The organism is Nocardioides nematodiphilus (assembly GCF_020216525.1).
Lineage (GTDB): Bacteria > Actinomycetota > Actinomycetes > Propionibacteriales > Nocardioidaceae > Nocardioides > Nocardioides nematodiphilus.
Genome location: NZ_JAIWOY010000014.1, coordinates 22025 through 44228, shown reverse-complemented (window position 1 = coordinate 44228; position 22204 = coordinate 22025). Strand labels below are relative to the sequence as shown.

The window sequence follows — 22204 nt, the reverse complement described above, 5'->3', positions numbered from 1 at the left end:
GGGAACGCTCGTTCTCCTTATCAAGTAGGATGTCTCCCATGACTGAGGAAGCCCGGTCCCGGATCGTCGACGCCGCCGATGCGCTCTTCTACGCGCGCGGGTTCGGGCAGGTCGGGATGGACGCCGTCCGCGATGCCGCCGGCGTGTCGCTCAAGGCGATCTACAAGCAGTTCCCGTCCAAGGAGGACCTCATCATCGCGGTGCTGGAGAAGCGCCACGGGATGTGGACCTCGGGCGTGGAGGGCCGCGTCAACGCGATCGCCGACCCCGTCGAGCGCCTCATCGCGGTCTACGACTTCCTGGCCGACTGGTTCTGCGAGGCCGACTTCCGCGGGTGCGGCTTCATCAACGCGTTCGGCGAGCTCGGTGCCGCCAGCCCGCGGGTCGCCGAGGCCGTCCGGGTGCACAAGGCCGGCTTCCAGGCGTACGTCGCGCGACTGGCCGAGGAGGCCGGGGCACCCGCGAGCCTCGCGCCGCAGCTCGCGATCCTCGCCGAGGGTGCGCAGGTCACCGCCGCGATCGCCGGCACCTCCGAGGCGGCTGCCCAGGCGCGCGCCGCCGCAGAATATCTGATTGCGGGAGCACTCGCCGCGGCCCGAGGCTTGCCCGCATGAGCATCGTGGAGCGCACCGTCGGGATCCTCGCCTTCGACGACATGGAGGTCCTGGACTACGCCGGCCCGTACGAGGTCTTCAACGTCGCCGGCGAGGTGTCGGGAGGCGCGTTCCGGACGTACGCGATCGGCGTCGATGCCGGGTCGCAGGTCGGGCGCGGCGGGTTCACGGTGGTGCCGCCGGCCTCGATCGCGGACACCGAGCTGCCGACCATCCTGGTCGTGCCCGGTGGGGCGGGGACGCGGCCGCTGTTGCGCCGTCCGGAGGTGCTCGCCTGGGTCACACGGGCCGCCGAGCACGCGGAGCTGGTGCTCTCGGTGTGCACCGGGGCGCTCGTGCTCGCCGGGGCCGGCGTCCTCGCCGCCACCCGCGCGACCACCCACCACGGCGCCTTCGATGAGCTCGGCGCACTGATGCCCGAGGTCGAGGTCGTGAGCGGCGAGCGCTTCGTGCAGAACAGCCAGCGGGTGTGGACCTCCGGTGGCATCTCGGCCGGCATCGACCTGTCCCTCCACATCGTCGGCCTGCTCGCGGGCGAGGACACCAGGGCCGCGGTCGTCGAGGAGATGGAATGGCTCTGGTGAGCCGCTGACCCGAGCACGGCTCAGCGCCAGGCCGCGACGGTCGCCTTCGTGCCGACCTCCAGGGGCGTCGGGGCGAGACCGAGGCGGGCCTCGCTGGCGCTCGAGTCGAGCACGTACGGCCGCTCGAACTGGTAGGTCATCTCCGCCAGCTCGCGGGTGCCGCGGTGGACGACGCCGATGGCGCGCATCAGCCAGCCCGGGATCCCGCCGATCTTCGGCGCTGCGAGTCCGGCGGCCTCGGCGAAGAGCCCGGCCATCTCCCGCTGGGTGGCGGGCGCGGCGGTCGGCGCGTGCAGCACGGTGTTCCACAGCGACTCGTCATCGGCGGCGCGGATCATCGCCGCCGCCAGGTCGGGGACGTAGGTCCAGGAGTGGGGCAGGTCAACCCTGCCGATGGTGTTCACCCGCTTCCCCGCCAGGATCGGATCGAGCATGGTGTCGCCGGCGATCGCGGTGTGCGCGCCGGGGCCGTAGAAGTCGGCGGCGATCACGCTGACGGTCGGGGTGCCGGATGCTGCGCGCGCGGCGAGGAGCTCGGTGCGGACGGCGGGCTTGCCGAAGGACGCGGCGCGCGGCAGGTCCTCGGTCATCGCGCCGTGGACCGGGCCGTAGGAGTAGACGCTCTCGGGGAAGACCACGACCGCGCCCACGTGGCCGGCGGCCTCGAGGACCGCGGCCTCGGCCGGGATCAGCTCGCGGCGCCAGACCTTCGCGTCGTAGGCGCTGGCATGCATGCAGTCGAAGACCGCGGCCGCGCCGGAGAAGACCTCCGCGAGGACGGAGGCGTCGCAGGCGTCGCCGCTGACGCGCTCGACGAGGGCGTGCTCGGGGCCGCTGCCGGAGCGGGTGAGGAGCCGGACGGGGCGTCCGGCGTCGGCGAGCCGGCGGGCGATGGTGGTGCCGACCGGGCCGGCGCCGATGATGACGCTGGTGGAGTGCTGGGGCTGCTGGTTCATGACCTGTCCTTCGATCGCGGGTGATCGAGAGCAGTGCTCTCTGTTAGGAGTGTGGGCCGCGTCGGGAGCAAATGCAAGAGCAGTGCTCACATTTGTTTCCAGCGCTCTCCGAACGTGCGATGATCGGACCATGGCCGGCACCCCTCGAGACCGCGCCCGCGCCCGGACGATGGCCGACATCGTGCGGATCGGGCGTCAGCACCTCGCCACCGACGGCGCCGCGGCGCTCTCCCTCCGCGCCGTCGCTCGCGACCTCGGCGTCGTGTCCTCGGCGGTCTACCGTTACGTGAAAAGCCGCGATGAGCTGCTCACCCTGCTCGTCGTCGACGGGTACGACGAGCTCGGTGATGCCGTCGATCGGGCGCTCGACGAGGTCGCGGCCGACGACTTCGTCGGTCGGCAGAGCGCGATCGCCCGCGCGGTCCGGGCGTGGGGCCTGGCTGAGCCGGCCACGTACGCGCTGCTCTTCGGTGGTCCTGTCCCGGGCTACCGGGCTCCGGCCGAGCAGACCACCGTGCCCGGCACGCGCGTCGTGCTTGCGCTCGTAAGGGTGTGGAGCGAGGCGTACGCCGCCGGCCGGCTCGCGCCCCCGCCGGCGGAGGTCGCCTCGCCCGGGCTGCTGGCCGGCTTCGCGGCGGTGCGCGAGGAGATCGGCGCTGACGTCCCCGACGACGTCGTCGCCGCTGCGCTCTTCGCCTGGGCCGCGCTCTTCGGCTGCATCAGCTGGGAGATCTTCGGCCAGTACGGACCCGATGGGGTCGGGGATCCGGAGGCGCTCTTCGAGCTCCACCTCGTGCGCCTCTCCGCGGCCGTCGGCCTCATCGACTGAGGCAGGCGGACGCACCGCCCCTCTGCTCCCGGCAGTGCCAGGGCGCGCCTCGTCGTCGTGGCGTCAGTCGGTCAGACCGCTGAGGCCGTCGATCTGGAACGCGCGGTCACCGACCAGGCGCGCGAGGTCGGCGTGCAGCCGGTCGAGGTGTGCGACGCCGATCGCCTCGGCCCACTCGGCCTGGATGTCGTCGAAGAGCGCGGCGCTGCGGCGCAGCATGTCCCGGCCGTGCTCGGTCGGGGTGGCGATCTTGCGCCGCGCGTCGGCCGGATCCGGCTCCTGGGTGACGTAGCCGAGCTCGACCAGGCGCTCGATGGTCTTGGCGGCCGCCTGCTTGCTCACGCCGAGGCGCCGTCCCACGTCGGTGGCCGTGGCGCCGACGCCGATCGCCTGCATCGCGAAGCCGTGCGCCGGGCGCGCTTCAGGGTGGCCGAGTGCAGCCAGGCGGCGATGGGTCTCGTCGACGATCTCGCGGAACCCCGCGAGCAGCAGCAGGGGCAGCTCGAAGCCGGGTCGGGCAGCCACGGCACCTCCAGTTCGTCAACGTACTTGACGGTCAAGGACGTTGTCCGTAGTGTAGCCGGAGGAATAGACAACCCTATTGACGATAGGACGACAGATGACCTTCCCGCTGCACACCCTGGAGACCGCGCCGGTCGATGCCCGGCCGGCGATGGCCGCCGTCCGTACGAAGTTCGGCGCCGTCCCGGAGGCCGTCGCCAAGATGGCCACCTCGCCCGCCCTGCTCAACGGCTTCCTCGGCACGAGCGCCGCCTTCGAGCAGACGACGCTGTCCGCGCCCGTGCGGGAGGTCGTGGTGATGACCGTCGCGGTGCGTAACGACTGCCGGACCTGCATCGGCATCCACAGCGCCGTGCTCCGGCGGCTCGGCCGCGAGGACCTCGTCGCGCCCCTGCGCGACGACCGGCAGCTGGCGGACCCCGAGCTCGAGGCGGTGCGGCTCCTCGTCCACCGGATCATGGATCACGCCGGCGAGGTGCCCGAGAAGGACATCGCGGAGTTCCTGGCGGCCGGCTTCACCCCGCAGAACGCGCTGGAGATCGTCTTCGGCATCGGCGTCTACACGATGTCGACGTACGCGAACCGCCTGCTGCGCGCCTGAGCACCGGCCTCCCTGCTAGGCGAGCACGCCGATCGGCTTCACCGTGTGCCCGGGGAAGAGCGCGCTCAGGCTGCGACCCGGGAAGCGCTTGGCGACCAGCTCGCCGATGACGTCGCGGTAGTCGGTGGTCACGGCCAGGTCGTCGTCGACGTACGGATTGCTCGCGGTGAGGCCGGGCCAGGTGCCGTGGTACTGCCCGCCCTTCACGCCCGCGCCGAGGAGCAGCATCATGTTGCCCCACCCGTGGTCGAGTCCGCCGGCGCCGTTCTCCGTCAGCCGCCGCCCGAACTCGCTGATCGTCAGCACCGTCACGCGGCTCAGGTCGGGCCCGAGGTCGGTGAGGAAGGCCGCGATGCTCGAGGCGAGTGCGCCGACCATGGTCGTCATCCGACCGCCGTCGGCGCTGCCATAGTCGGCGTGGTGGTCCCAGGAGCCGAAGTCGATCGAGACCACCTCGGTGCCGACGTCGGCGCGGATCAGCTTGGCGGTGTCCTGCAGCGCGGCGGCCAGGTCGGTGGCCGGCCACGAGGTCGGGTACGAGGCGCCGTTGCGCGGCTGGTCGCTCACCACCGATGACCGCGCGAGCTGGTCGGTGACGGCCAGCGCGCTGCGAGCGGCCTCACCGAGGGGTCCGGGCGTACCGCTCCACGCGGTCGCGACGCTCTGCCGTCGCCGGCTCCGCCACTCGGCGTCGTCCTGACGTGGGTTGGCGCCGATGAGGGAGACGTCCTGGATCCGGTCTGCGGCCAGCATCGGGGCGGGGCCGCTCAGCAGGGTCGGCGCCATCGGCGAGGACAGGTGGACCGCCTCGGTCGGGCTGGTGGTGCTGTCGAGCCCGATCATCCGGTTGACCCACCCGCGCCGCATCGAGCTGGACGGGTCGGCCTCCTCGATCTCCTCCATCGCGGAGAAGTGCGACCGGTTGGGCATCGGCAGCCCGACCGCCTGCACCGCCGCGAACTGACCGCGCTGCCACCACGGCAGCAGCGGGGCCATCGCGGGATGCAGGCCGAACATCGAGTCGGCCGCCACCAGCGTCGAGGCCGGGATCGCGATGTGCGGCCGTGCCGGCGCGTACGCCGGGTCGCCGTGCGGCACGACCACGCCGAGACCGTCGATCGCCCCGCGCAGGGAGAGGACGACCAGCACGTTCTGCGGCGCGGTCGCGGCGAGCGGGTCGACGGTGGGGTCGGGCTCGGCGTACGCCACCTGACGGACCGCGTCCCCGAAGACGCTGAGCGCGATGCCGCCGAGCGAGGCGGCGCCGAGGCCGGCGAGGAAGCCGCGTCGCGAGAGCGTGGCGGCGCGGTGCTCGGAGCAGCAGGGGTCGGTCATCGGCGGTCCATGGTGGTCGTCATCGGGTCAGGTGGCGAGGGTGGTCGAGGACCGTGCCGAGGGCGCGGACCCCGAGCCAATCGGACAGCATCCGGCGCAGGTCACGGCCCTCGGGCGTGGCGGGGTCGACGACCCGGGTGGCCGGGTAGCCGAGGGCCTGGGCGACGGCCCGGGTGGTGGTGGCGTCGGCGCCGGTGTGGTGCACGAGCCGGGACAGGTGGTCGGCGTACTGGGCGATGGTGAACCGCCCGGCCGGCATGAAGGCGCTCGGCTGCCGGTACGTGACGCCGCGGGTCGGCCAGTAGCCGCCGGCGAGGTCCCAGTGCATGATGAAGCTCTGCAGCATCCGGCCCGCGGAGGCGTACGCGCCGGCCGTGTCGGGCGGGCCGTCCGGGCGCGGCCAGGTGTACGGCTGCACGCCGCCGTGCGTGTAGACGATCGTGTGCGCGGCGCTGTCGCGGTCGATCGGGGGCTGGACGTCGACGCCCAGCACCCGCATGGTCGCGACCAGGTCGGCGACGGGCGTACGGACCTTCCGCTTCGCGGCGGCCGCGAACTCGGGGTGGCGGACCAGCGCGCGCAGCACCGGGCGGATGTCGGTGTCGTTGGCCAGGTAGACCTTCGCCAGCGAGCTGACCAGCCCGGACGAGGGCGTGTCGCTGACGAAGCGGGTGGCCAGCTTGGTGGCGATGCGCTGCGCGGTGGCGGGATGGTGCGCCAGGTAGGTCAGGTAGTCCTTCGCGGTCTGGCCGCCGCGGCCGTCGCCGTTGCTGCTGAAGCCGAGCACCGTCGCGGGGGCGGTGGCGTGCCGCTTGGGGTTGTACCAGCCGGCCCAGGTGGCGATCTCGGGGTGCGAGGTGTCCCAGGGCCACTTCACGGTCCAGCCCGACAGGATCCGCGCGGAGGCCTTGACCTCGTCCTCGCCGTAGTGGCCGCGGCCGACGGTGTGCAGCTCGAGCAGCTCGCGGGCCTGGTTCTCGTCCGGGTGCGCGGCGGTCGACTCGGCGTTGTTGAGGAAGACCAGCATCGCCGGATGCAGCGACGCCTCGACCAGGAGGGTGGAGAACTTCCCGAGTGCGCGGGTCCGGATGAGGCTGTCGTACTGCTGACGCCAGTACCAGCCGTCGGAGCCGGTCGGGACGTGCAGGTGGTCGGACCAGAACTCCACCATCGACTCGAGCACACCACGCTCGCTGTGCACCCGGCGCAGGATCGTCCACGCGGCGAGATCGATGCCGTGCTCCCAGGAACCGCCGGTCATCGCGCGCTGGGAGTCCCACCGCTGCTGCGGGGTGTGCGCGAGCAGCGGGAACCATGACCACAGGGCGGCGGCCCGGGCGCTCTCGGGCACCGATGCGGGAGCCAGCTGCTTGTCGAACCACGCCAGCGCGCCGCCGGCACGGACGATCGCCGCGCCCTGGGCGGCGGTGTAGCCGCCGGTGAAGCGGTCGGCGAGATGGACGATCCCGGGGTCGGCCGGCTTAGCGTTCGCGACATGCCGCTTCTTGTGGTGGTGCTTCTTGTGGTGGTGCCTCTTCTTGTGGTGGTGCCGCTTCGGGCGCGCGCGGGCCCGGGCGAGCGGGAGCAGCGGCACCGAGAGCATGTCTACCGATCGGCCGGATCAGAGCTCGACTGAGGCGGTCTGTCGATCCTGACGTGCTGTGTCGGCGTGGGCGTGGGCCGGCGCCGGACCACGCGTCGTGAGCTCGCCGCCGCGGGCGCGCGCTGCGAGGAGCAGCACGACGAGGCCGGCGGCGGTGACGGCTGCGCCGGCCCACAGCGGCGAGGTGTAGCCCAGGCCGGCGGCGAGGGTGAGGCCGCCGAGCCAGGCGCCGAAGGCGTTGCCGACGTTGAATGCGGCGATGTTGGCTCCTGAGGCCAGTGTCGGGGCGTGGTCCGCGTACGCCAACGGCCGACGCCGCCGGTGACCGACGTTCCGGCGTTCTGTCAGGCCGACGTCACCCCCACCCACGACGGCACCGACCGCGAGCTCATCCAGACCTGACTGCCGAAGACGGGGTGGACCGGTCGCTTCGAGGCCCTCGGCGGCAGCGGCTACCTGGCCGGCGGCGGCGACCAGCTCATCCGGTCGCCGACACGATCGAGTACTACGGCCAGGTGAAGCAGGAGCTCGGCAACGTCGACGTGTGCTGCGTCTCCTGCGTCAGTGTCGCTAATGTCTAGCGACAGACATAGTTATAGGGATGGTGGCGCGGGTCGTCCACAATGGGTCCGTGAGCCCAGAGTCGGAGCGAGCACCCGAGCCCACCCGCACACTGATCGCCGTCGCTGCCGAGGAGCGCCCGCGGCGCGTACGACGTACGGCCCGCGTCCTGCTCGTCGACGACCGGGACCGGCTGCTGCTCTTCCGCGACACCGACCCGGGGCTGGATGACGCCTACTGGTGGATCACCCCGGGCGGCGGCATCGACCCCGGCGAGACCGATCGGGCCGCCGCCGTGCGCGAGCTCTTCGAGGAGTCCGGCGTCGTGGTCGCCGAGGCGGATCTGCTCGGACCGGTGATGACGCGGCGCGTCGTGCACGGCTACACCGACGTGGTCATCGACCAGGAGGACGTGTTCTTCGCGTGCTGGGTGCCGGGCTTCGAGGTCTCGAGCGCCGGCCACACGACCGAGGAGAAGATCCTCATGACGGCGCACCGCTGGTGGACGCGCGAGGAGCTGGGGGCGACGGGGGAGATCGTCTGGCCGGCCGAGATCCTCAGCGTCTGGGAGGACGCCGACGCGCGCCGCGCCTCGGCCGAGGAGCGGGCGCCGCTGGACGGGGGAGCGGTCGAGGAGTCGACCGTCCCCGACCACCGCAGGTGATCAGACCCGGGTGAGATGGACGACCGGGATCACCCGGATGCCCTCGGTCTTCTCCTCGTACTCCGCGAAGCCCGGCATCCGCGTGACCTGCTCGGCGTAGAGCGCGTCGCGCTCGGCACCGGTCACCTCGGCGACCTCGACCTCGAAGGTCTCGGTACCGACCTCCACGGTGGCCCGGCCCGCCGCGGTGAGGTTGCGGTACCAGTCCGGATCGGTGGGGGCGCCCGCCTTGGAGGCGAAGACGTACAGCTCGTCGGACGACATACCGGGCAGATAGACCAGCGGCGTCACCCGCTCGGTGCCGCTCTTGCGCCCGACGTGGTGCAGCAGCACCATCGGCGCGCCCTCGAAGGGTCCGCCGACGCGACCCTCGTTGGCACGGAACTCCTCGATGATGCCTGCGTTCCAGTCGCTCATGCCTGCCATCCTGGCACTCTGGAGCCATGTCCGCATCAGCCACCGGCCCGCGGGTCCAGGACGTCGAGGATCTCGTCCGCCGCTGGCTCCGGATCGCCGCCGATCAGCCGACCCACCCATCAGCCCGTCGGCTGGCCGGCGTGTTGTCCGATCCCGCCGGTCTGCCCTTCACCGTGGGCTTCGTAGACGGGGTGATCCGGCCCGAGGACGTCCGGGTGGCCGCGCGCCGCCTGCGGGAGCTGGCCGTGCCTCCACCGCGCTTCCTGCCATGGCACCAGCGGCTCGGGCTGCGCCTCGCCGCCGCGGCGGCCGCGATCGCGCCGGGCCCGGTCATCGGGGCCGTGCGCCTCGTTCTCCGCCACCTTGTCGGCCACCTGCTCATCGACGCCGGCGATCGCCGCCTGGCCCGGTCGCTGCGCCGGCTGCGGGCCGACGGCGTACGGCTCAACGTCAACCTGCTCGGCGAGGCCGTCCTCGGCGAGCGCGAGGCCGCACGCCGCCTCGCCGGGGTGCGTCGTCTCGTCGAGCGCCCCGACGTCGACTACGTGTCGGTGAAGGTCTCCGCGATGGTCGCGCCGCACGCGCCGTGGGCCTTCGACGAGGCGGTCGACGACATCGAGGAGCGGCTGGCTCCGCTCTTCGCCCTCGCCCGCGAGCGCCGCACCTTCCTCAACCTCGACATGGAGGAGTACCGCGACCTCGACCTCACCGTCGCCGTCTTCACTCGGCTCCTGGATCGCCCCGAGCTGCTCGACTACGAGGCCGGGATCGTGCTCCAGGCCTATCTGCCTGACGCCCTGCCCGTGCTGCGACGGCTCGAGGCATGGGCAGCCGCCCGCCACGAGCGGGGCGGCGCCGGGATCAAGGTGCGGCTGGTCAAGGGCGCCAACCTGCCGATGGAGCGGGTCGACGCCGAGCTGCACGGCTGGCCCCAGGCGCCCTGGCCGACGAAGCAGGAGACCGACGCCCACTACAAGCGGATCCTGCGCCACGCGCTCACCCCCGAGGGCACCCGGCACATCCGGTACGGCATCGCGGGGCACAACCTCTTCGACGTCGCGTACGCCTGGCTACTCGGCGGGGAGCACGGCGTCCGCGACCGGATCGAGCTCGAGATGCTGCTCGGCATGGCCACCGGCCAGGCGGCCGCCGTCCGCGAGACGATCGGGGCCGAGGGCGTCGGGCTGCTGCTCTACGTGCCGGTCGTGCACCCGCGCGAGTTCGACGTCGCCATCGCCTACCTCGTCCGCCGGCTCGAGGAGGGCGCCAGTCAGGAGAACTTCCTCTCCGCCCTCACCGGTCTGGCGGACGACGGGGCGCTCTTCGCCCGCGAGCGCGACCGCTTCGCCGCCTCCTTGGCGCTGCTCGAGGACGACGCCGACGTGTCGCCGCGGCGGCACCAGGACCGCGGGACCGACGAGCCCGAGGCGCCCGTACGGGGCTTCGGCAACGCCCCCGACACCGACCCGTCGCTGGGCGCCAACCGCGCCTGGGCGGCCGGTGTCCTCGCCCGTGTCCCCGGCTCGAGCCTCGGCCGGGACCTGGTCGAGGCCCACACCGTCACCTCCGCCGAGCGCCTCGAGGAGGTGGTCGCCGGTGCTGTCGCCACCACCCACTGGGGGGCGCGCGGCGGCGTCGGGCGCGCGGCGGTCCTGCGGGCGGCCGCCGCCGAGCTGGAGCGCCGGCGCGGCGAGCTGATCGAGGTGATGGCCGCCGAGTGCGGCAAGACCCTGGACCAGGCCGACCCGGAGGTCTCCGAGGCGATCGACTTCGCCGCCTACTACGCCGAGCGGGCCGAGGAGCTCGACGACCTCGACGCCGTCGCCCGCCCGGTGCGCCTCACCGTCGTCACACCGCCGTGGAACTTCCCGGTCGCCATCGCGGCCGGCTCCACCCTCGCCGCGCTCGCGGCCGGCTCCCCGGTGATCATCAAGCCCGCACCGCAGGCGGCCCGTTGCGGCTCGGTGATGGTGGCCGCGCTCTGGGCGGCCGGGGTGCCGCGCGATGCGCTGCAGCTCGTGCACTGCGCCGAGGACGACCTCGGCCGCCGCCTGGTCGCGCACCCCGCGGTCGAACGGCTCATCCTCACCGGCGCGTACGAGACCGCCGAGCTCTTCCGCAGCTTCCGGCCCGACCTGCCGCTGCTCGCTGAGACCAGCGGCAAGAACGCCCTGGTCATCACGCCCAGCGCCGACGTCGACCTGGCGGTGCGGGACCTGGTCGCCAGCGCCTTCGGCCATGCCGGACAGAAGTGCTCCGCCGCCTCGCTGGCGATCCTGGTCGGCCCGGTCGCACGCTCGCGCCGGTTGCGCGATCAGCTCGTCGACGCGGTCGCCTCGCTGGTCGTCGGGCCGCCGCACGATCCGCGTTCGCAGGTCGGCCCGCTCATCGAGCCGGCGCACGGCAAGCTGCTCGACGCGCTCACCCGGCTTCAGCCCGGCGAGGAGTGGCTGGTCGAGCCGCGGCGCCTCGACGCCGGGGGCCGGCTCTGGCGACCCGGCGTCAAGACCGGGGTCCGCCCCGGGTCTGCGTACCACCGCACGGAGTGCTTCGGACCGGTCCTCGGGCTGATGACCGCGGCGACGCTGGACGAGGCGATCGCGCTGCAGAACGGCGTCGACTTCGGTCTCACCGCCGGCCTCCACAGCCTCGACCAGGACGAGATCCGGCACTGGATCGCCCGGGTCGAGGCCGGCAACCTCTACGTCAACCGGGGGATCACCGGCGCGATCGTGCAGCGCCAGCCCTTCGGCGGCTGGAAGCGCTCGGTCGTCGGCCCCGGGACGAAGGCCGGCGGCCCCAGCTACCTGCTGGGCCTCACCGACTGGGCGCCGGCCGAGCCCGACGAGCGCTTCCTCGAGCGGGCGGAGCGCTCGGACGCTGAGGCCTGGGAGCGTCTGTACGGCACGCCGCGCGATCGGTCCGCTCTGGCCGCGGAGCGCAACTGGCTGCGTCACCTGCCGGTGCCGGTGACGGTGCGGTGGGAGGGTGGCGACGCGGGTCCCGGCGCGGTGCTGCTGCGCCGCGTGCTGCTGGCCGGGCGCCGGGCCGGCGCGCCCGTGACGCTGTCCACGGCGCGCGACCTCGACCCCGGAACGAGGCCGCTCGCGGCGCTCGCCGGCGCGCACGTCGTCGAGGACGCTCCCGCCTGGGAGCGGCGGCTCCGGGGTCCGGAGGCGCCCGAGCGAGTGCGGCTCGTCGGTGGGGATCGCGCGGCGTTCGCCGCCGCCTCCGGCGGTCGCGCCGACATCGCCCTGTACGACCAGCCGGTGACCGCGTCGGGTCGTCTCGAGCTGCTGCCGTTCCTGCGCGAGCAGGCCGTCTCGGCGACCGCCCACCGATTCGGCTCACAGGTCGATCTCAAGGACCTCCTCTAGGGTCGGTCGACATGTCGCGCCTTCATGCTGCCCTCCTCGGACTGACGCTGGCGGCGTCGCTGCTCACGCCCGCGAGCGCGCTCGCGGCCGGCGGCGATCCGGCACCCGCGTCCGCGCACGCCCGCACGGGCCTGCCGTCGAAGGCTCAGTGGCTCGCCGACGTGGGCGTCGCCCTGCACGGCGCCAACCGCTACCTCGACGCCCGGGCCGCGAAGGCCGACCCGCGCACGCTGGCGATCGTCCTGGACATCGACAACACGTCGATCCAGACGCACTACGACTGGGCCAGGCCGGTCTACCGGACCCGCCGGGTCGCGGCCCACGCCGCGGCCCTGGGCATGCACGTCTTCTTCGTGACCGGCCGTTTCAAGCGCGATCTCGCCATGATCGACCCCGTCCTCCGCAAGGGCGGCTTCCGCTACGACAAGGTGTTCGGCCGCCGGGCGGGGGAGGGCCTGGTGCACGAGAAGTCGCGGCACCGCACCCGGATCACCCGCACGCTCGGCCTGACGATCGTCGCCGACATCGGCAACAACACCAGCGACCTCACGGGCCCGTACACCGGTCGGACGTACAAGCTGCCTGACTATGGCGGTCGGCTGGCCTGATCAGGCTCGCGGCGCCAGCAGCGCGCTGACCGCGTCACTGGCCGCCTCGACGAGCGTCTCGGGCTCGCGACCCTCCTCGAGCGCGGTCGCGATCAGCTCGCGCAGACCACCGAAGACGATGATGCCGAGCTCGCGGGTCGGCGGTCGTACGCCCGCGCGCTGCAGGTCGGGCGTGTCCGCGAGTGCCTGCATCAGGTCGACGAAGACCGCCATCCCGGCCCGGACGAGCTCACGGCCCTCGTCGCCCAGCGCGGGCACGGCGCGGAACCAGTTGAGGAACAGGTGCGGCTCGGCCTGCACCAGGCTCAGCAGCGCGCCGACGCCCTGGCGGATCTGGTCCTGCCACGGCGCCGCGGGGTCGACGGCTGCCGCGATGCTGCTGCTCAGCTCCTCGTTGGAGAGCCGCAGCAGCGCGACGAAGCAGTCGTGCTTGTCGGCGAACTGCTCGTAGAAGGTCCGCTTGGACGTGTGCGCGTGCCGGACCACGTCGGCGACCGTCAGCTCCGCGTACGAGCGCTCGCGCAGTGCCTCCGACAGCCCGGCGAGGAGCCGGGTCCGGTTGTCGACTGCGGTGACGGTCACGCGCTCACCTTAGGCGGCGCAAGCCCAGGCCGCCGAGCCTGAACCGGCGTGCCGAGCGAGCAGGCCGGGAGCGCGCAGCGTGCAGGCGGGTCGTCTTCGCGCGCACCCCTGGCCAGATCCCCACGAGGGGGGTAGTTTCGACAGAAGCACTGGTACGGCCGCGTACCACCCCTCAGGAGGAGCCACCATGTCTCTGCTCGATCCCGTCGTGAAGCCGGTCGTGGACCGGGTGAAGAAGCCGGTGCGCTGGGGCGCCGGCCACGTGCTGCCGCGGGCGTACTTCCGCTCCGCCGCCAAGCGGGGCGACCTCCAGGGCATCCTCATCGCCAAGGCGCCCGGCGCGCACACCTTCGAGCTGCTCGACCTCTTCGAGGAGGCCCGTGCGCACGGCCCGATCTATCGCGGCCGGCTCACCCAGATGGCGGTCGACCACGCGGCGGTCAAGGAGGTCCTGACCAGCGCCGACTTCCACACCGGCATGCCGAGCGCGGCCGCCGGCGCGCTGGCGAAGATCGCGCGCTGGTCCGCGATCGAGGTGATCAGCCCGGTCGAACCGCCCTCGCTGCTGGTCACCGACCCGCCGGACCACACCCGCTACCGCAAGCTCGTCACCCGGGTCTTCTCGGTGAAGGCCGTGCAGCGCCTCACCAGCCGCACCGAGGAGATCGCTGCCGGCCTGCTCGACGACCTGGAGAAACGACTCGCCGACACTCCCGGCGGCGAGCCGATCGACCTGGTCGAGACGTACTGCGCGCTCCTGCCGGTCACCGTCATCGCCGAGATCCTCGGCGTGCCGATGGAGGACCGCACCAAGGTCCTCGAGTTCGGCACCGCAGCCGCGCCGAGCCTCGACCTGGGCCTCGACTGGCGGACGTTCTCCCAGGTGGAGGACGGGTTGAAGGAGTTCGACGCCTGGCTCACCGACCACCTGGAGAAGCTGCGGCTCAACCCCGAGGACAACCTGCTCAGCGAGCTGCTCGCCGCCCAGGAGGACGGTGTCGGCCTCACGCCGCACGAGCTCAAGTCGACCGCCGGCCTCGTGCTCGCTGCCGGCTTCGAGACCACCGTGAACCTGCTCGGCAACGGCATCAAGCTGCTGCACGACCACCCCGACCAGCTCGCGATGGTGCGCCAGGACCCGACGCTGTGGGCCAACGCCACCGACGAGATCCTGCGCTTCGACCCGCCGGTTCTGCTCACCGGCCGGATCGCCTCGGTCGACACCGAGGTCGCGGGCACCAGGGTCGCGGCCGGCGGGCTCGTCACGACCGTGCTGGCCGCGGCCAACCGCGACCCGAAGGTCTTCACCGACCCGGCGAGCTTCGACGTCACCCGCGAGAACGCCAAGGACCACGTCTCGTTCTCCGCAGGGCGGCACTACTGCCTCGGCGCCGCGCTCGCGCGGATGGAGGGCGAGGTCGGCCTGCGGATGCTCTTCGAGCGCTTCCCCGACCTGGCGATCGCGCCCGGCGCGAAGCGGCGCCCCACCCGCATCCTGCGCGGGTACGAGACGCTGCCGGCGCGGCTGCGGTGATGGGCTAGCGACCGCCGGAGATGTTCACCATCCAGGCGATCCCGAACGTGTCGGTGATCATCCCGAACTCGTCGCCCCAGGACTGGATGCCCAGCGGCATCCGGACCTCGCCGCCCTCGGAGAGCGCGGCGAAGTAGCCGCGCAGCTCGTCGGCCGACTCGGCGTCGCCCGAGATGGAGAGCGTGACCTGCGAGCCGGTCGCCAGCTCCATGGGCGCCGGGGTGTCGGCGGCGAAGATCGTGTAGCCCGACGGGGTCTGGAGCGACGCGTGCATCACGCCGTCCCCACCCTCCTCGTAGCCGGACTCGGCGAAGGTGAAGACGTTGAGCTCACCACCCAGGACCGACTGGTAGAACTCCATGGCCGCGCGGGCCTCGGAGCGGAAGGACAGATACGGGTTGAGGTTCGATCCCATGTCTCGACGCTAGCCCTCTTCACCCGAGGCTGCGGTCGGAGAACTGCTCACGCAGGGTCTTCTTGGAGAACTTGCCGACCGACGTCTTCGGGACCTCGTCGATGAACGCCACGTCGTCCGGGACCTGCCACTTGCCGACCCGCTCCGTGAGCCAGCCGAGCAGCTCCTCGCGCTCGAGGGTGGCGCCCTCCCGGACCACCACGCAGGCGAACGGCCGCTCGCCCCACTTGGGGTGCGGCAGCGCGATCACCGCGGCCTCCTTGACCGCCGGGTGGCCCATGATCTGGTTCTCCAGGTCGACCGAGGAGATCCACTCCCCACCGGACTTCACCAGGTCCTTCGTACGGTCGACGATCTTGATGTAGCCCAGCGGCGTGATCGCCGCGACGTCGCCCGTACGCAGCCAGCCGTCGGGGGAGAACGAGTCGCCGGGCTCGTCCGTCTTGTAGTACTGCCGCACCACCCAGGGGCCGGTGACCTCGAGGTCACCGGTGGCCTCGCCGTCCCACGGCTTCTCCTCGCGGGTGATGGCGTCCACGATCCGCGCCTGGACGCCGGGCGCGATCAGACCGGCGGTGGCACGGGTCTCGACCTCCTGCTCCATCGTGGCGACCTCGCTGCGCAGCTGGGTGACCGAGCCGAGCGGCGACATCTCGGTCATGCCCCAGGCCTGCGTGATCGGGACGCCGATCGCCTCGCGCCACGCCTCGCTGAGCGAGACCGGGACCGCCGACCCGCCGCAGATGACCCCCCGCAGCGTGGACAGGTCGTGGTCCTTGAGCAGCGGGATCGCACCCATCCAGATCGTCGGCACCCCGGCGGTGACGGTGACCTTCTCGGCGGCGATCAGGCTGAGGATGCTTCCCGGCGACAGGTCCGGCCCGGGCATGATCAGCGAGGCGCCGCCCATCAGCGGGGAGTGCGCGAAGCCCCAGGCGTTGGCGTGGAAGAGCGGTACGACCGGCAGCAGCCGGTCCGCGTCGGTCATCCCGAAGACGCTGCTGGCCAGCGAGGCGATCGCATGCAGCCACTGGGAGCGGTGGGTGTAGACGACGCCCTTGGGATTGCCGGTGGTGCCGGAGGTGTAGCAGATCCCCGCGGCGGTGAACTCGTCCGTGACGCGCCCGCGCAGGTCGGCGGGCTCGGCGTCGGCGAGCAGCTCCTCGTACAGCTTGATCCGCGGGTCGTCGGGAATGGGGGTCGGCACGCCGTCGTCCATCACGATGACGTGCTTGAGCGTGGTCAGCTGGGGCAGCATCGGGGCGAGCAGGCCGAGCAGCGACCGGTCGACGAAGACGGCCTCGTCCTCGGCGTGGTTGAACGTGTAGACGAGCTGCTCGGGGAAGTAGCGGATGTTGCCGGTGTGCAGCACGCGGCCGGTGCCGGGGACGGAGTAGTAGAGCGCCAGGTGGCGGAAGGTGTTCCACGCGAAGCTCGCCACCCGGCCGTCGGCGGAGATCCCGAGCCGGTCCAGGACGGTCGCCTGCCTGCGTACCTCCACGCCCAGGTCCGCGAAGGTCGCACGATGGATCCCGGTCGCGGTCCTGGTGACGATCTCGCGGGTGGCGTAGACCTTCTCGCCACGCTCGAGGATCGCGGTGGTGGTCAGCGGCGCGTCCTGCATCAGTCCCAGCATGGGCACATCGTGACGTGCTGTGCCCTGGGTCACAAGGACCGCGGACGGGTTTTAGCCGACTGATCGACGCATGAGGGCGCGTCGCAGGCGCCGGACCCAGGGCGTACGGGCGGGTGCCGCGAACTCGTGGCCGAACGCGGCCGGGTCGCCGGTGGGCCGCCAGAACTCGGACTTCGTGACCGTGCTCGCATCGGGCTTGTAGTAGGGCTCGCGGATCAGCGGGTCGGGCTCCCACCCGATGTCGCGGCGCACCACGGCTGCCGGGGAGCCGACCGCGACGACGTTGTTCGGCAGGGAGCGGGTCACCACGCTGCCGACGCCCACCACGCTGCCCTCACCGATCGTGACGCCGCCGAGCACCACGACCTGGCCGGCGAGCCACACGTGCGGGCCGATGACGATGTCGCGGCTGTGGTTGACCCGCTGGCCGGTCCGCACGTCGAAGATGGCGTGCGCGTCGTCGGCGCGGATCTCGACCTGGCTGGCGATCAGCCCGCCGCGCCCGATCCGGACCGTCGCACCCTCGGCCGCGGTGATGATCACCTTGCCCGTCGAGTTGACGTTGCGCCCGATCAGCACCCGCGCGTCCTCGCCGACCCGTACCGAGGGGCGGATGAGCCGGGGGCCCGCGCCGAGCTTGATCAGGCCGTTGTTGCTGCTGAAGGTGAAGTTCCACGCGCCGGGCGCGATCTTGGCCTTGGCGTCGACCACCAGCCTGTTGTTGCTGCCGTGGAACGTGACGGCGACGTCCGCGCGCGGTGGGCCGTCGTACTCGATGACGTTGCCGCGGTCGTCAGCCCACGGGGCCAGGTGCGTGAGGGTCACGGTTGTGGACCATAACGTGGTGGTCATGGGGAGCCGCTAGCCTCACGCCCGTGACACCGCTCGCGACCGTGCTGCGCTCCTGGGGACGCATCGGCGTGCTGGGCTTCGGTGGCCCGCCGGCGCACATCCGGATGCTGCGCGAGCTCACCGTCGAGCGGGAGGGCTGGCTCGAGGCCGACGAGTTCGAGGACGCGGTCGCGACCTGCAACCTGCTGCCCGGGCCGTCGTCCACGCAGCTCGCGATCTACACGGCCTGGCGGGTGGCCGGGGCGCGCGGAGCACTGGTCGGCGGGCTCGCGTTCATCCTGCCCGGCCTGGCGATCATCGTGGCGTTGGCCGCGGTGTTCCTCAGCGGCGAGCCGCCGCACTGGGTGCTCGCCCTGGGCGCCGGTGCCGGCGCCGCGGTCCCGGCCGTGGCGGTCGCGGCGGGCTGGTCGCTGGCGCCCTCGTCGTGGGCCCGTACGGTCTCGCGGGCCCGCTGGGTCGCGTACGCGCTCGCCGGTCTGGCCGCGACGCCGCTGATCGGCGCCTGGGTCGTCGTGGTGCTGCTGGCGTGCGGGCTGGTCGAGCTGATGGTGCAGCAGGCGCCCGCGATGCGGGCGTGGTGGGAGCGGAGCCGGCACGGCGTCGCGCCGCCGCTGGCGCTGCTGTGGCTCGGCTTCAAGGTGGGCGCCCTGTCTTACGGCGGCGGCTTCGTCATCATCCCGCTGATGCAGACCGACGCGGTCACGCGCCACGGCTGGCTGAGCGGCGAGCAGTTCCTCAACGCGGTCGCGCTCGGGCAGATCACCCCGGGCCCGGTCACCCACACCGTCGCCGTCGTCGGCTACGCGGCGGGCGGGCTCGGCGGGGCGCTGCTGGCCGACGCCGTGGCGTTCGCGCCGTCGTTCGTCTTCGTGCTCCTCGGCGGCCGGCACTTCGACCGGATCCGCGCCTGGAAGCCGGCGCGGGCCGTGCTCGACGGCGCCGGCCCGGCGGCGATCGGCGCGATCCTCGGCTCCGCGATCGTGCTCGGGCGGGCGCTGGAGCTGCACTGGCAGCTCGGCGTGCTCGCCGGCGCCTTCGTGCTGCTGCTCGCGCTGCGGCGCGGCGTGGTGACGACCCTGCTGCTCGCCGCCGCCGCGGGCCTGCTCCTCTACTGAGTCAGAGGTAGAGCCCGTTGTTGCCGCCCTGCTCGGGCTGCGCCTGCTGCTGGGCACCGGTCTGCGGCATCCCCGGGATCTCCGCGCTCATCCCGGCGGGAAGACCGCGACGGATCTGCTCGAACTGGGCCCGCGCCGCCACCTGCTGGGCGTAGATCGCGGTCTGGATGCCGTGGAAGAGACCCTCGAGCCAGCCCACCAGCTGCGCCTGTGCGATCCGCAGCTCGGCCTCGCTCGGGGTGTGGTCCTCGGTGAACGGCAGGCTGAGCCGGTCGAGCTCCTCGACCAGCTCGGGCGCCAGGCCCGACTCCAGCTCCTTGATGGAGGACTGGTGGATCTCCTTGAGCCGGTTGCGCGAGGCCTCGTCGAGCGGCGCCGACTTCACCTCCTCGAGGAGCTGGCGGATCATCGCGCCGATCCGCATCACCTTCGCGGGCTGCTCCACCAGCTCGGTGATGTCGCGAGCCTCCTGCTCAGCAGGCGTCACCGACGCCGGCTGTCCGTCGGGACCGACCACCATCACCTGCTGCTCCTCGTTCATGCGCCCCACATTAGCCAGCGGCCCGCAGCGCGCCTCACAGGGAGAGCAGGATCTTGCCGGAGTGCTCGCCGGCCTCCATCCGTCGATGCGCTTCGGCGACCTTCTCCAGCGGCAGGACCACGTCGATGACCGGCTTCACGTACCCGCCGGCGACCAGCGGCCAGACGTGCTCCACGACGGAGGCGCAGATCGCGGACTTGCCCTCGACCGGGCGCGAGCGCAGCGTCGTGCCGATGACGGCGGCGCGCTTGCGCATCAGGGCGTTGATGTCGAGCTCCGCCGTGGTGCCGCCCTGGAGGCCGATGATGACCAGCCGGCCGGAGTCGGTGAGGGCGTCGATGTTGCGGGCGAGGTACTTGGCGCCCATGTTGTCGAGGATGACGTCGACGCCGCGGCCGTCGGTGTGGTCGGCGATGACGTCCTCGAAGGTCTCCTCGCGGTAGTCGATCACCACATCCGCGCCGAGGCTCGCGCACAGCGCGCGCTTCTCCGGGGAGCCGGCGGTGGTGAAGACCCGCGACCCGAGCTGGTGGGCGAGCTGGATCGCCATCGTGCCGATGCCACCCGCGCCACCATGGACGAGGAAGGTCTCGTGCGGCTGGAGCGCGCCGACCATGAAGACGTTGGACCACACCGTGCAGGCGACCTCGGGCAGCGCGGCCGCCTCGACCAGCTCGATGCCCTCGGGGATCGGCATCACCTGACCGGCGGGCGCGACGACCTGCGAGGCGTACCCGCCGCCGGCGAGCAGCGCGCAGACCCGGTCGCCGACCTGCCACGTCGTCACACCGTCGCCCAGCGCGGCGATCGTGCCGCTGACCTCCATGCCGATCACGTCGGAGGCGCCCGGCGGGGGCGGGTAGAACCCCATCCGCTGGAGCAGGTCGGCCCGGTTGAGGCCGGCTGCGGCCACGGCGATCAGGACCTCGCCGGGTCCCGGAGAGAGGTCGGGCACCTCGGCGACGGTGAGGACCTCCGGCCCTCCGGGCTCACTGACGACGACGGCGCGCATGTCTTCACCCTAGGCGCAGCGAACGCGAGGCTCAGGCCCGCCCGGGTGACGGGACGAGGCTCACGGCCTCATTCGTCCTCGAACTCGTCACCGAAGTCGAGGTCCACCTCTTCCTCGGCCTCGTCCGCCTCGAGCAGGGCGGAGCCGCCCGGCCTGTCCCAGCGCTCGGCGAGTCCCTGGGCGAGGGCGGCGTAACGCTCGGCCCCGCCCGGATCAGCGTCGGCGCGGCCGACGGCGATGCCGAGCAGGTAGGCGGAGATCGGCGCGGCGGCGCGCACCACGTTGTCGGCAACGACCTTGGTCAGGTCGAGGATGAGGCCCTCGTCGACATCGGCGTCGATGTCGAGGACGTCGCACAGCTCGTCGATCCAGTCGTGCAGGTTCACGGGATCAAGCCTGACTCAGGTCGGTCCACGTGTCGATGTCCTCGTGCTCGCGACCTTCGGACGCGACGGGGACGAGGGTCAGCGGCTCGAGCAGCCGGCGCAGGGGGAAGTCGTGCTGCTCCTCGTACGAGGGGCGCACCTCGGTCAGGCGGGTGGTGTCGAGGGTCATCGCCAGCTGCCAGCGGCCGTCCGGCCCGACCAGCAGCGAGCCGTCGCCGCCATCGCCGGCCGCGAGCAGGCGGCGCCAGGTGCCGTGGTGGACGTACGGCATGTCGACCGCGATCACGCCGACGAGGCGCGGCACGGTGAGGAGGGAGTCGATACCGGTGAGCAGCCCGGCGACCGGACCGCCGAACCGCGGACTCTCCCGCACGAAGGTCACCGGGCGCTCCGTCGGCACCGGGTCGCCGACCACGACGACCTCACGCGCGTCGATGACGCCGTCGAGCGCCCACTCCAGCATGGTCCGCCCGCCCACCTCGACGCCGGCCTTGTCCACGCCGTCCAGCCGGCTGGAGCGGCCGCCGGCGAGGATGATCGCTGCCCAGGGTTCCCACACGGGTCCATCCTGCAACGTGTCAGGCGTGCGCGTCATGATGGTTGGCATGACGAATCCCATGGCGCCGCGCTCGTCTCCTCGGGAGGGTGTCGCATGACCTGGACCACCCTCACCGTCGCGCTCGTGCAGGAGGCGGCCGGCCTCGACCCCGTGGCCAACCGCGCGCGGCTCGGCGAGCTGACGCCGGACGGCGCCGACCTGGTCGTCTTCCCCGAGGTCTTCCAGCGAGACTTCGGGACCCCGGGCGAGCCGCTCGAGCCGTACGCCGAGCCGATCGAGGGGGTCGGGGCCGACTTCGCCCGGCAGGTCGGCGAGGCCGCCGACCAACACGGGACGACGATCGTCGCCGGGATGCTCGAGCGCTCGCCGGAGTCGTCGCTGCAGCCGTACAACACGCTGATCATGCGCGGCTCGACCTCCGGTGAGTACCGGAAGATCCATCTGTACGACTCCTTCGGCTACCGCGAGTCCGAGGTGCTCGCGCCGGGCGAGACGAAGCCGGCGGTCGTGGAGGTGATCGATCAGGACGGCAACCCGGTGCCCGTCGGCCTGATGACCTGTTACGACCTGCGCTTCCCCGAGCTCGCACGGGCGCTCGTCGAGGGCGGCGCCGAGGTGCTGGTCGTGCCGGCGGCCTGGGTGGCGGGCGAGCGGAAGGTGGACCACTGGCGGACCCTGCTGCGGGCGCGTGCCATCGAGAACACCGTGTACGTCGTGGCCTGCGGCCAGCCCGCGCCCCGCTACTGCGGGCACTCGATGGTGGTCGACCCGATGGGCGACGTGATCGCCGAGGCCGGACCTGATTCCGCCCTGATCACGGCCACATTGACGCGTTCGGAGCTGGTCACGGCGCGTCGCGTCAATCCGTCCCTGGCCAACCGGCGCATGTAGCCTCCAACCC

Annotated in this window: 24 protein-coding genes; 10 read left to right on the top strand and 14 right to left on the bottom strand. The window is 72.4% G+C overall.

Going from position 1 to position 22204, the window contains the following annotated elements:
• The first annotated feature begins 38 nt into the window (after window positions 1-38).
• The gene (locus KSO98_RS17315) at window positions 39-614 is read left to right on the top strand and encodes a TetR/AcrR family transcriptional regulator (RefSeq protein ID WP_225286987.1); all 576 of its coding nucleotides are present in this window, start codon (window positions 39-41) and stop codon (window positions 612-614) included.
• Window positions 611-1198, top strand: coding sequence for a DJ-1/PfpI family protein (locus tag KSO98_RS17310; protein WP_225286986.1), 588 nt, complete (start codon window positions 611-613; stop codon window positions 1196-1198). Before KSO98_RS17315 ends, KSO98_RS17310 begins: the two co-directional genes overlap by 4 nt.
• A 20-nt stretch (window positions 1199-1218) precedes the next feature.
• Here the strand turns inward: KSO98_RS17310 and KSO98_RS17305 are convergent, their stop codons facing one another.
• Window positions 1219-2154 (bottom strand): NAD-dependent epimerase/dehydratase family protein, encoded by a 936-nt coding sequence (locus tag KSO98_RS17305; RefSeq protein ID WP_225286985.1) that lies wholly within the window; start codon window positions 2152-2154, stop codon window positions 1219-1221.
• 130 nt (window positions 2155-2284) lie between these two features.
• On the opposite strand from KSO98_RS17305, the gene KSO98_RS17300 reads away from it, so the two are divergent.
• Entirely contained in the window at window positions 2285-2983 is a 699-nt protein-coding gene (locus KSO98_RS17300; protein ID WP_225286984.1) for a TetR/AcrR family transcriptional regulator, read from the top strand.
• A 63-nt stretch (window positions 2984-3046) separates the two neighbouring features.
• On the opposite strand, the gene KSO98_RS17295 is transcribed toward KSO98_RS17300, so the two are convergent.
• Window positions 3047-3508 (bottom strand): MarR family winged helix-turn-helix transcriptional regulator, encoded by a 462-nt coding sequence (locus KSO98_RS17295; RefSeq protein WP_225286983.1) that lies wholly within the window; start codon window positions 3506-3508, stop codon window positions 3047-3049.
• Window positions 3509-3602: 94 nt separating this feature from the next.
• Here KSO98_RS17295 and KSO98_RS17290 point away from each other — a divergent pair, with 94 nt between their 5' ends.
• Window positions 3603-4106: a carboxymuconolactone decarboxylase family protein gene (locus tag KSO98_RS17290; RefSeq protein ID WP_225286982.1), complete on the top strand. Its 504-nt coding sequence runs from the start codon at window positions 3603-3605 to the stop codon at window positions 4104-4106.
• A 15-nt stretch (window positions 4107-4121) separates the two neighbouring features.
• On the opposite strand, the gene KSO98_RS17285 is transcribed toward KSO98_RS17290, so the two are convergent.
• From KSO98_RS17285 to KSO98_RS17275, 3 genes are read right to left on the bottom strand one after another with little or no spacing between them, the layout of a single operon-like run.
• Window positions 4122-5441 (bottom strand): DUF1501 domain-containing protein, encoded by a 1320-nt coding sequence (locus KSO98_RS17285; RefSeq protein WP_225286980.1) that lies wholly within the window; start codon window positions 5439-5441, stop codon window positions 4122-4124.
• Window positions 5442-5460: 19 nt separating this feature from the next.
• Window positions 5461-7044 carry a DUF1800 domain-containing protein gene (locus tag KSO98_RS17280; RefSeq protein WP_225286979.1) on the bottom strand — a complete coding sequence of 528 codons (1584 nt, stop codon included), beginning with the start codon at window positions 7042-7044 and terminating at the stop codon, window positions 5461-5463.
• Between the two features lie 18 nt (window positions 7045-7062).
• On the bottom strand, window positions 7063-7350 hold the full coding sequence (locus KSO98_RS17275) for a hypothetical protein (RefSeq protein ID WP_225286978.1): 288 nt from the start codon (window positions 7348-7350) through the stop codon (window positions 7063-7065).
• Window positions 7351-7675: 325 nt separating this feature from the next.
• On the opposite strand from KSO98_RS17275, the gene KSO98_RS17270 reads away from it, so the two are divergent.
• The gene (locus KSO98_RS17270; protein WP_225286977.1) at window positions 7676-8269 is read left to right on the top strand and encodes an NUDIX hydrolase; all 594 of its coding nucleotides are present in this window, start codon (window positions 7676-7678) and stop codon (window positions 8267-8269) included.
• Here the strand turns inward: KSO98_RS17270 and KSO98_RS17265 are convergent, their stop codons facing one another.
• Entirely contained in the window at window positions 8270-8686 is a 417-nt protein-coding gene (locus tag KSO98_RS17265; protein ID WP_225286976.1) for a nitroreductase family deazaflavin-dependent oxidoreductase, read from the bottom strand.
• Between the two features lie 26 nt (window positions 8687-8712).
• Between KSO98_RS17265 and KSO98_RS17260 the strand changes: the two genes are divergently transcribed.
• Together KSO98_RS17260 and KSO98_RS17255 are read left to right on the top strand one after the other, a co-directional pair.
• Window positions 8713-12063, top strand: coding sequence for a proline dehydrogenase family protein (locus tag KSO98_RS17260; protein WP_225286975.1), 3351 nt, complete (start codon window positions 8713-8715; stop codon window positions 12061-12063).
• A gap of 11 nt (window positions 12064-12074) precedes the next feature.
• Window positions 12075-12671 carry an HAD family acid phosphatase gene (locus tag KSO98_RS17255; protein WP_225286974.1) on the top strand — a complete coding sequence of 199 codons (597 nt, stop codon included), beginning with the start codon at window positions 12075-12077 and terminating at the stop codon, window positions 12669-12671.
• Here KSO98_RS17255 and KSO98_RS17250 read toward each other — a convergent pair whose 3' ends face one another.
• A complete protein-coding gene (locus KSO98_RS17250; protein ID WP_225286973.1) occupies window positions 12672-13253 on the bottom strand; it encodes a TetR/AcrR family transcriptional regulator in 582 nt (193 codons plus the stop codon). It lies immediately after the preceding gene.
• A 187-nt stretch (window positions 13254-13440) separates the two neighbouring features.
• On the opposite strand from KSO98_RS17250, the gene KSO98_RS17245 reads away from it, so the two are divergent.
• Window positions 13441-14787 carry a cytochrome P450 gene (locus tag KSO98_RS17245; protein ID WP_225286972.1) on the top strand — a complete coding sequence of 449 codons (1347 nt, stop codon included), beginning with the start codon at window positions 13441-13443 and terminating at the stop codon, window positions 14785-14787.
• A gap of 4 nt (window positions 14788-14791) precedes the next feature.
• Here KSO98_RS17245 and KSO98_RS17240 read toward each other — a convergent pair whose 3' ends face one another.
• The 3 genes from KSO98_RS17240 to KSO98_RS17230 are packed head-to-tail and all read right to left on the bottom strand — an operon-like array spanning window position 14792 to window position 17663.
• On the bottom strand, window positions 14792-15202 hold the full coding sequence (locus KSO98_RS17240; RefSeq protein ID WP_225286971.1) for a VOC family protein: 411 nt from the start codon (window positions 15200-15202) through the stop codon (window positions 14792-14794).
• A gap of 19 nt (window positions 15203-15221) precedes the next feature.
• Window positions 15222-16838, bottom strand: a complete 1617-nt coding sequence (locus KSO98_RS17235; RefSeq protein WP_225286969.1) for a long-chain fatty acid--CoA ligase — start codon at window positions 16836-16838, stop codon at window positions 15222-15224.
• A 51-nt stretch (window positions 16839-16889) separates the two neighbouring features.
• Window positions 16890-17663, bottom strand: a complete 774-nt coding sequence (locus KSO98_RS17230; protein ID WP_225286968.1) for an acyltransferase — start codon at window positions 17661-17663, stop codon at window positions 16890-16892.
• 50 nt (window positions 17664-17713) lie between these two features.
• Here KSO98_RS17230 and KSO98_RS17225 point away from each other — a divergent pair, with 50 nt between their 5' ends.
• Window positions 17714-18805, top strand: a complete 1092-nt coding sequence (locus KSO98_RS17225; protein WP_225286967.1) for a chromate transporter — start codon at window positions 17714-17716, stop codon at window positions 18803-18805.
• 1 nt (window position 18806) lies between these two features.
• Here the strand turns inward: KSO98_RS17225 and KSO98_RS17220 are convergent, their stop codons facing one another.
• From KSO98_RS17220 to mobA, 4 genes are all read right to left on the bottom strand, one after another.
• Complete coding sequence (locus KSO98_RS17220) at window positions 18807-19346, bottom strand: bacterial proteasome activator family protein (protein ID WP_225286966.1); 540 nt, start codon at window positions 19344-19346, stop codon at window positions 18807-18809.
• Window positions 19347-19380: 34 nt separating this feature from the next.
• The gene (locus tag KSO98_RS17215) at window positions 19381-20358 is read right to left on the bottom strand and encodes an NAD(P)H-quinone oxidoreductase (protein WP_225286965.1); all 978 of its coding nucleotides are present in this window, start codon (window positions 20356-20358) and stop codon (window positions 19381-19383) included.
• Window positions 20359-20426: 68 nt separating this feature from the next.
• Window positions 20427-20744 (bottom strand): DUF6457 domain-containing protein, encoded by a 318-nt coding sequence (locus KSO98_RS17210; RefSeq protein WP_225286964.1) that lies wholly within the window; start codon window positions 20742-20744, stop codon window positions 20427-20429.
• A 4-nt stretch (window positions 20745-20748) separates the two neighbouring features.
• Window positions 20749-21303: a molybdenum cofactor guanylyltransferase gene (gene mobA, locus KSO98_RS17205; RefSeq protein WP_225286963.1), complete on the bottom strand. Its 555-nt coding sequence runs from the start codon at window positions 21301-21303 to the stop codon at window positions 20749-20751.
• Between the two features lie 93 nt (window positions 21304-21396).
• Between mobA and KSO98_RS17200 the strand changes: the two genes are divergently transcribed.
• A complete protein-coding gene (locus tag KSO98_RS17200) occupies window positions 21397-22194 on the top strand; it encodes a carbon-nitrogen hydrolase family protein (protein ID WP_225286962.1) in 798 nt (265 codons plus the stop codon).
• Window positions 22195-22204 lie beyond the last annotated feature (10 nt).

Bases quoted from the DNA above. Each gene is read 5' to 3' on its own strand.
- KSO98_RS17315 (WP_225286987.1), top strand. From the start codon at position 39: ATGACTGAGGAAGCCCGGTCCCGGATCGTCGACGCCGCCGATGCGCTC.
- KSO98_RS17310 (WP_225286986.1), top strand. From the start codon at position 611: ATGAGCATCGTGGAGCGCACCGTCGGGATCCTCGCCTTCGACGACATG.
- KSO98_RS17305 (WP_225286985.1), bottom strand. From the start codon at position 2,154: ATGAACCAGCAGCCCCAGCACTCCACCAGCGTCATCATCGGCGCCGGC.
- KSO98_RS17300 (WP_225286984.1), top strand. From the start codon at position 2,285: ATGGCCGGCACCCCTCGAGACCGCGCCCGCGCCCGGACGATGGCCGAC.
- KSO98_RS17290 (WP_225286982.1), top strand. From the start codon at position 3,603: ATGACCTTCCCGCTGCACACCCTGGAGACCGCGCCGGTCGATGCCCGG.
- KSO98_RS17285 (WP_225286980.1), bottom strand. From the start codon at position 5,441: ATGACCGACCCCTGCTGCTCCGAGCACCGCGCCGCCACGCTCTCGCGA.
- KSO98_RS17280 (WP_225286979.1), bottom strand. From the start codon at position 7,044: ATGCTCTCGGTGCCGCTGCTCCCGCTCGCCCGGGCCCGCGCGCGCCCG.
- KSO98_RS17265 (WP_225286976.1), bottom strand. From the start codon at position 8,686: ATGAGCGACTGGAACGCAGGCATCATCGAGGAGTTCCGTGCCAACGAG.
- KSO98_RS17260 (WP_225286975.1), top strand. From the start codon at position 8,713: ATGTCCGCATCAGCCACCGGCCCGCGGGTCCAGGACGTCGAGGATCTC.
- KSO98_RS17255 (WP_225286974.1), top strand. From the start codon at position 12,075: ATGTCGCGCCTTCATGCTGCCCTCCTCGGACTGACGCTGGCGGCGTCG.
- KSO98_RS17245 (WP_225286972.1), top strand. From the start codon at position 13,441: ATGTCTCTGCTCGATCCCGTCGTGAAGCCGGTCGTGGACCGGGTGAAG.
- KSO98_RS17240 (WP_225286971.1), bottom strand. From the start codon at position 15,202: ATGGGATCGAACCTCAACCCGTATCTGTCCTTCCGCTCCGAGGCCCGC.
- KSO98_RS17235 (WP_225286969.1), bottom strand. From the start codon at position 16,838: ATGCTGGGACTGATGCAGGACGCGCCGCTGACCACCACCGCGATCCTC.
- KSO98_RS17220 (WP_225286966.1), bottom strand. From the start codon at position 19,346: ATGAACGAGGAGCAGCAGGTGATGGTGGTCGGTCCCGACGGACAGCCG.
- KSO98_RS17215 (WP_225286965.1), bottom strand. From the start codon at position 20,358: ATGCGCGCCGTCGTCGTCAGTGAGCCCGGAGGGCCGGAGGTCCTCACC.
- KSO98_RS17200 (WP_225286962.1), top strand. From the start codon at position 21,397: ATGACCTGGACCACCCTCACCGTCGCGCTCGTGCAGGAGGCGGCCGGC.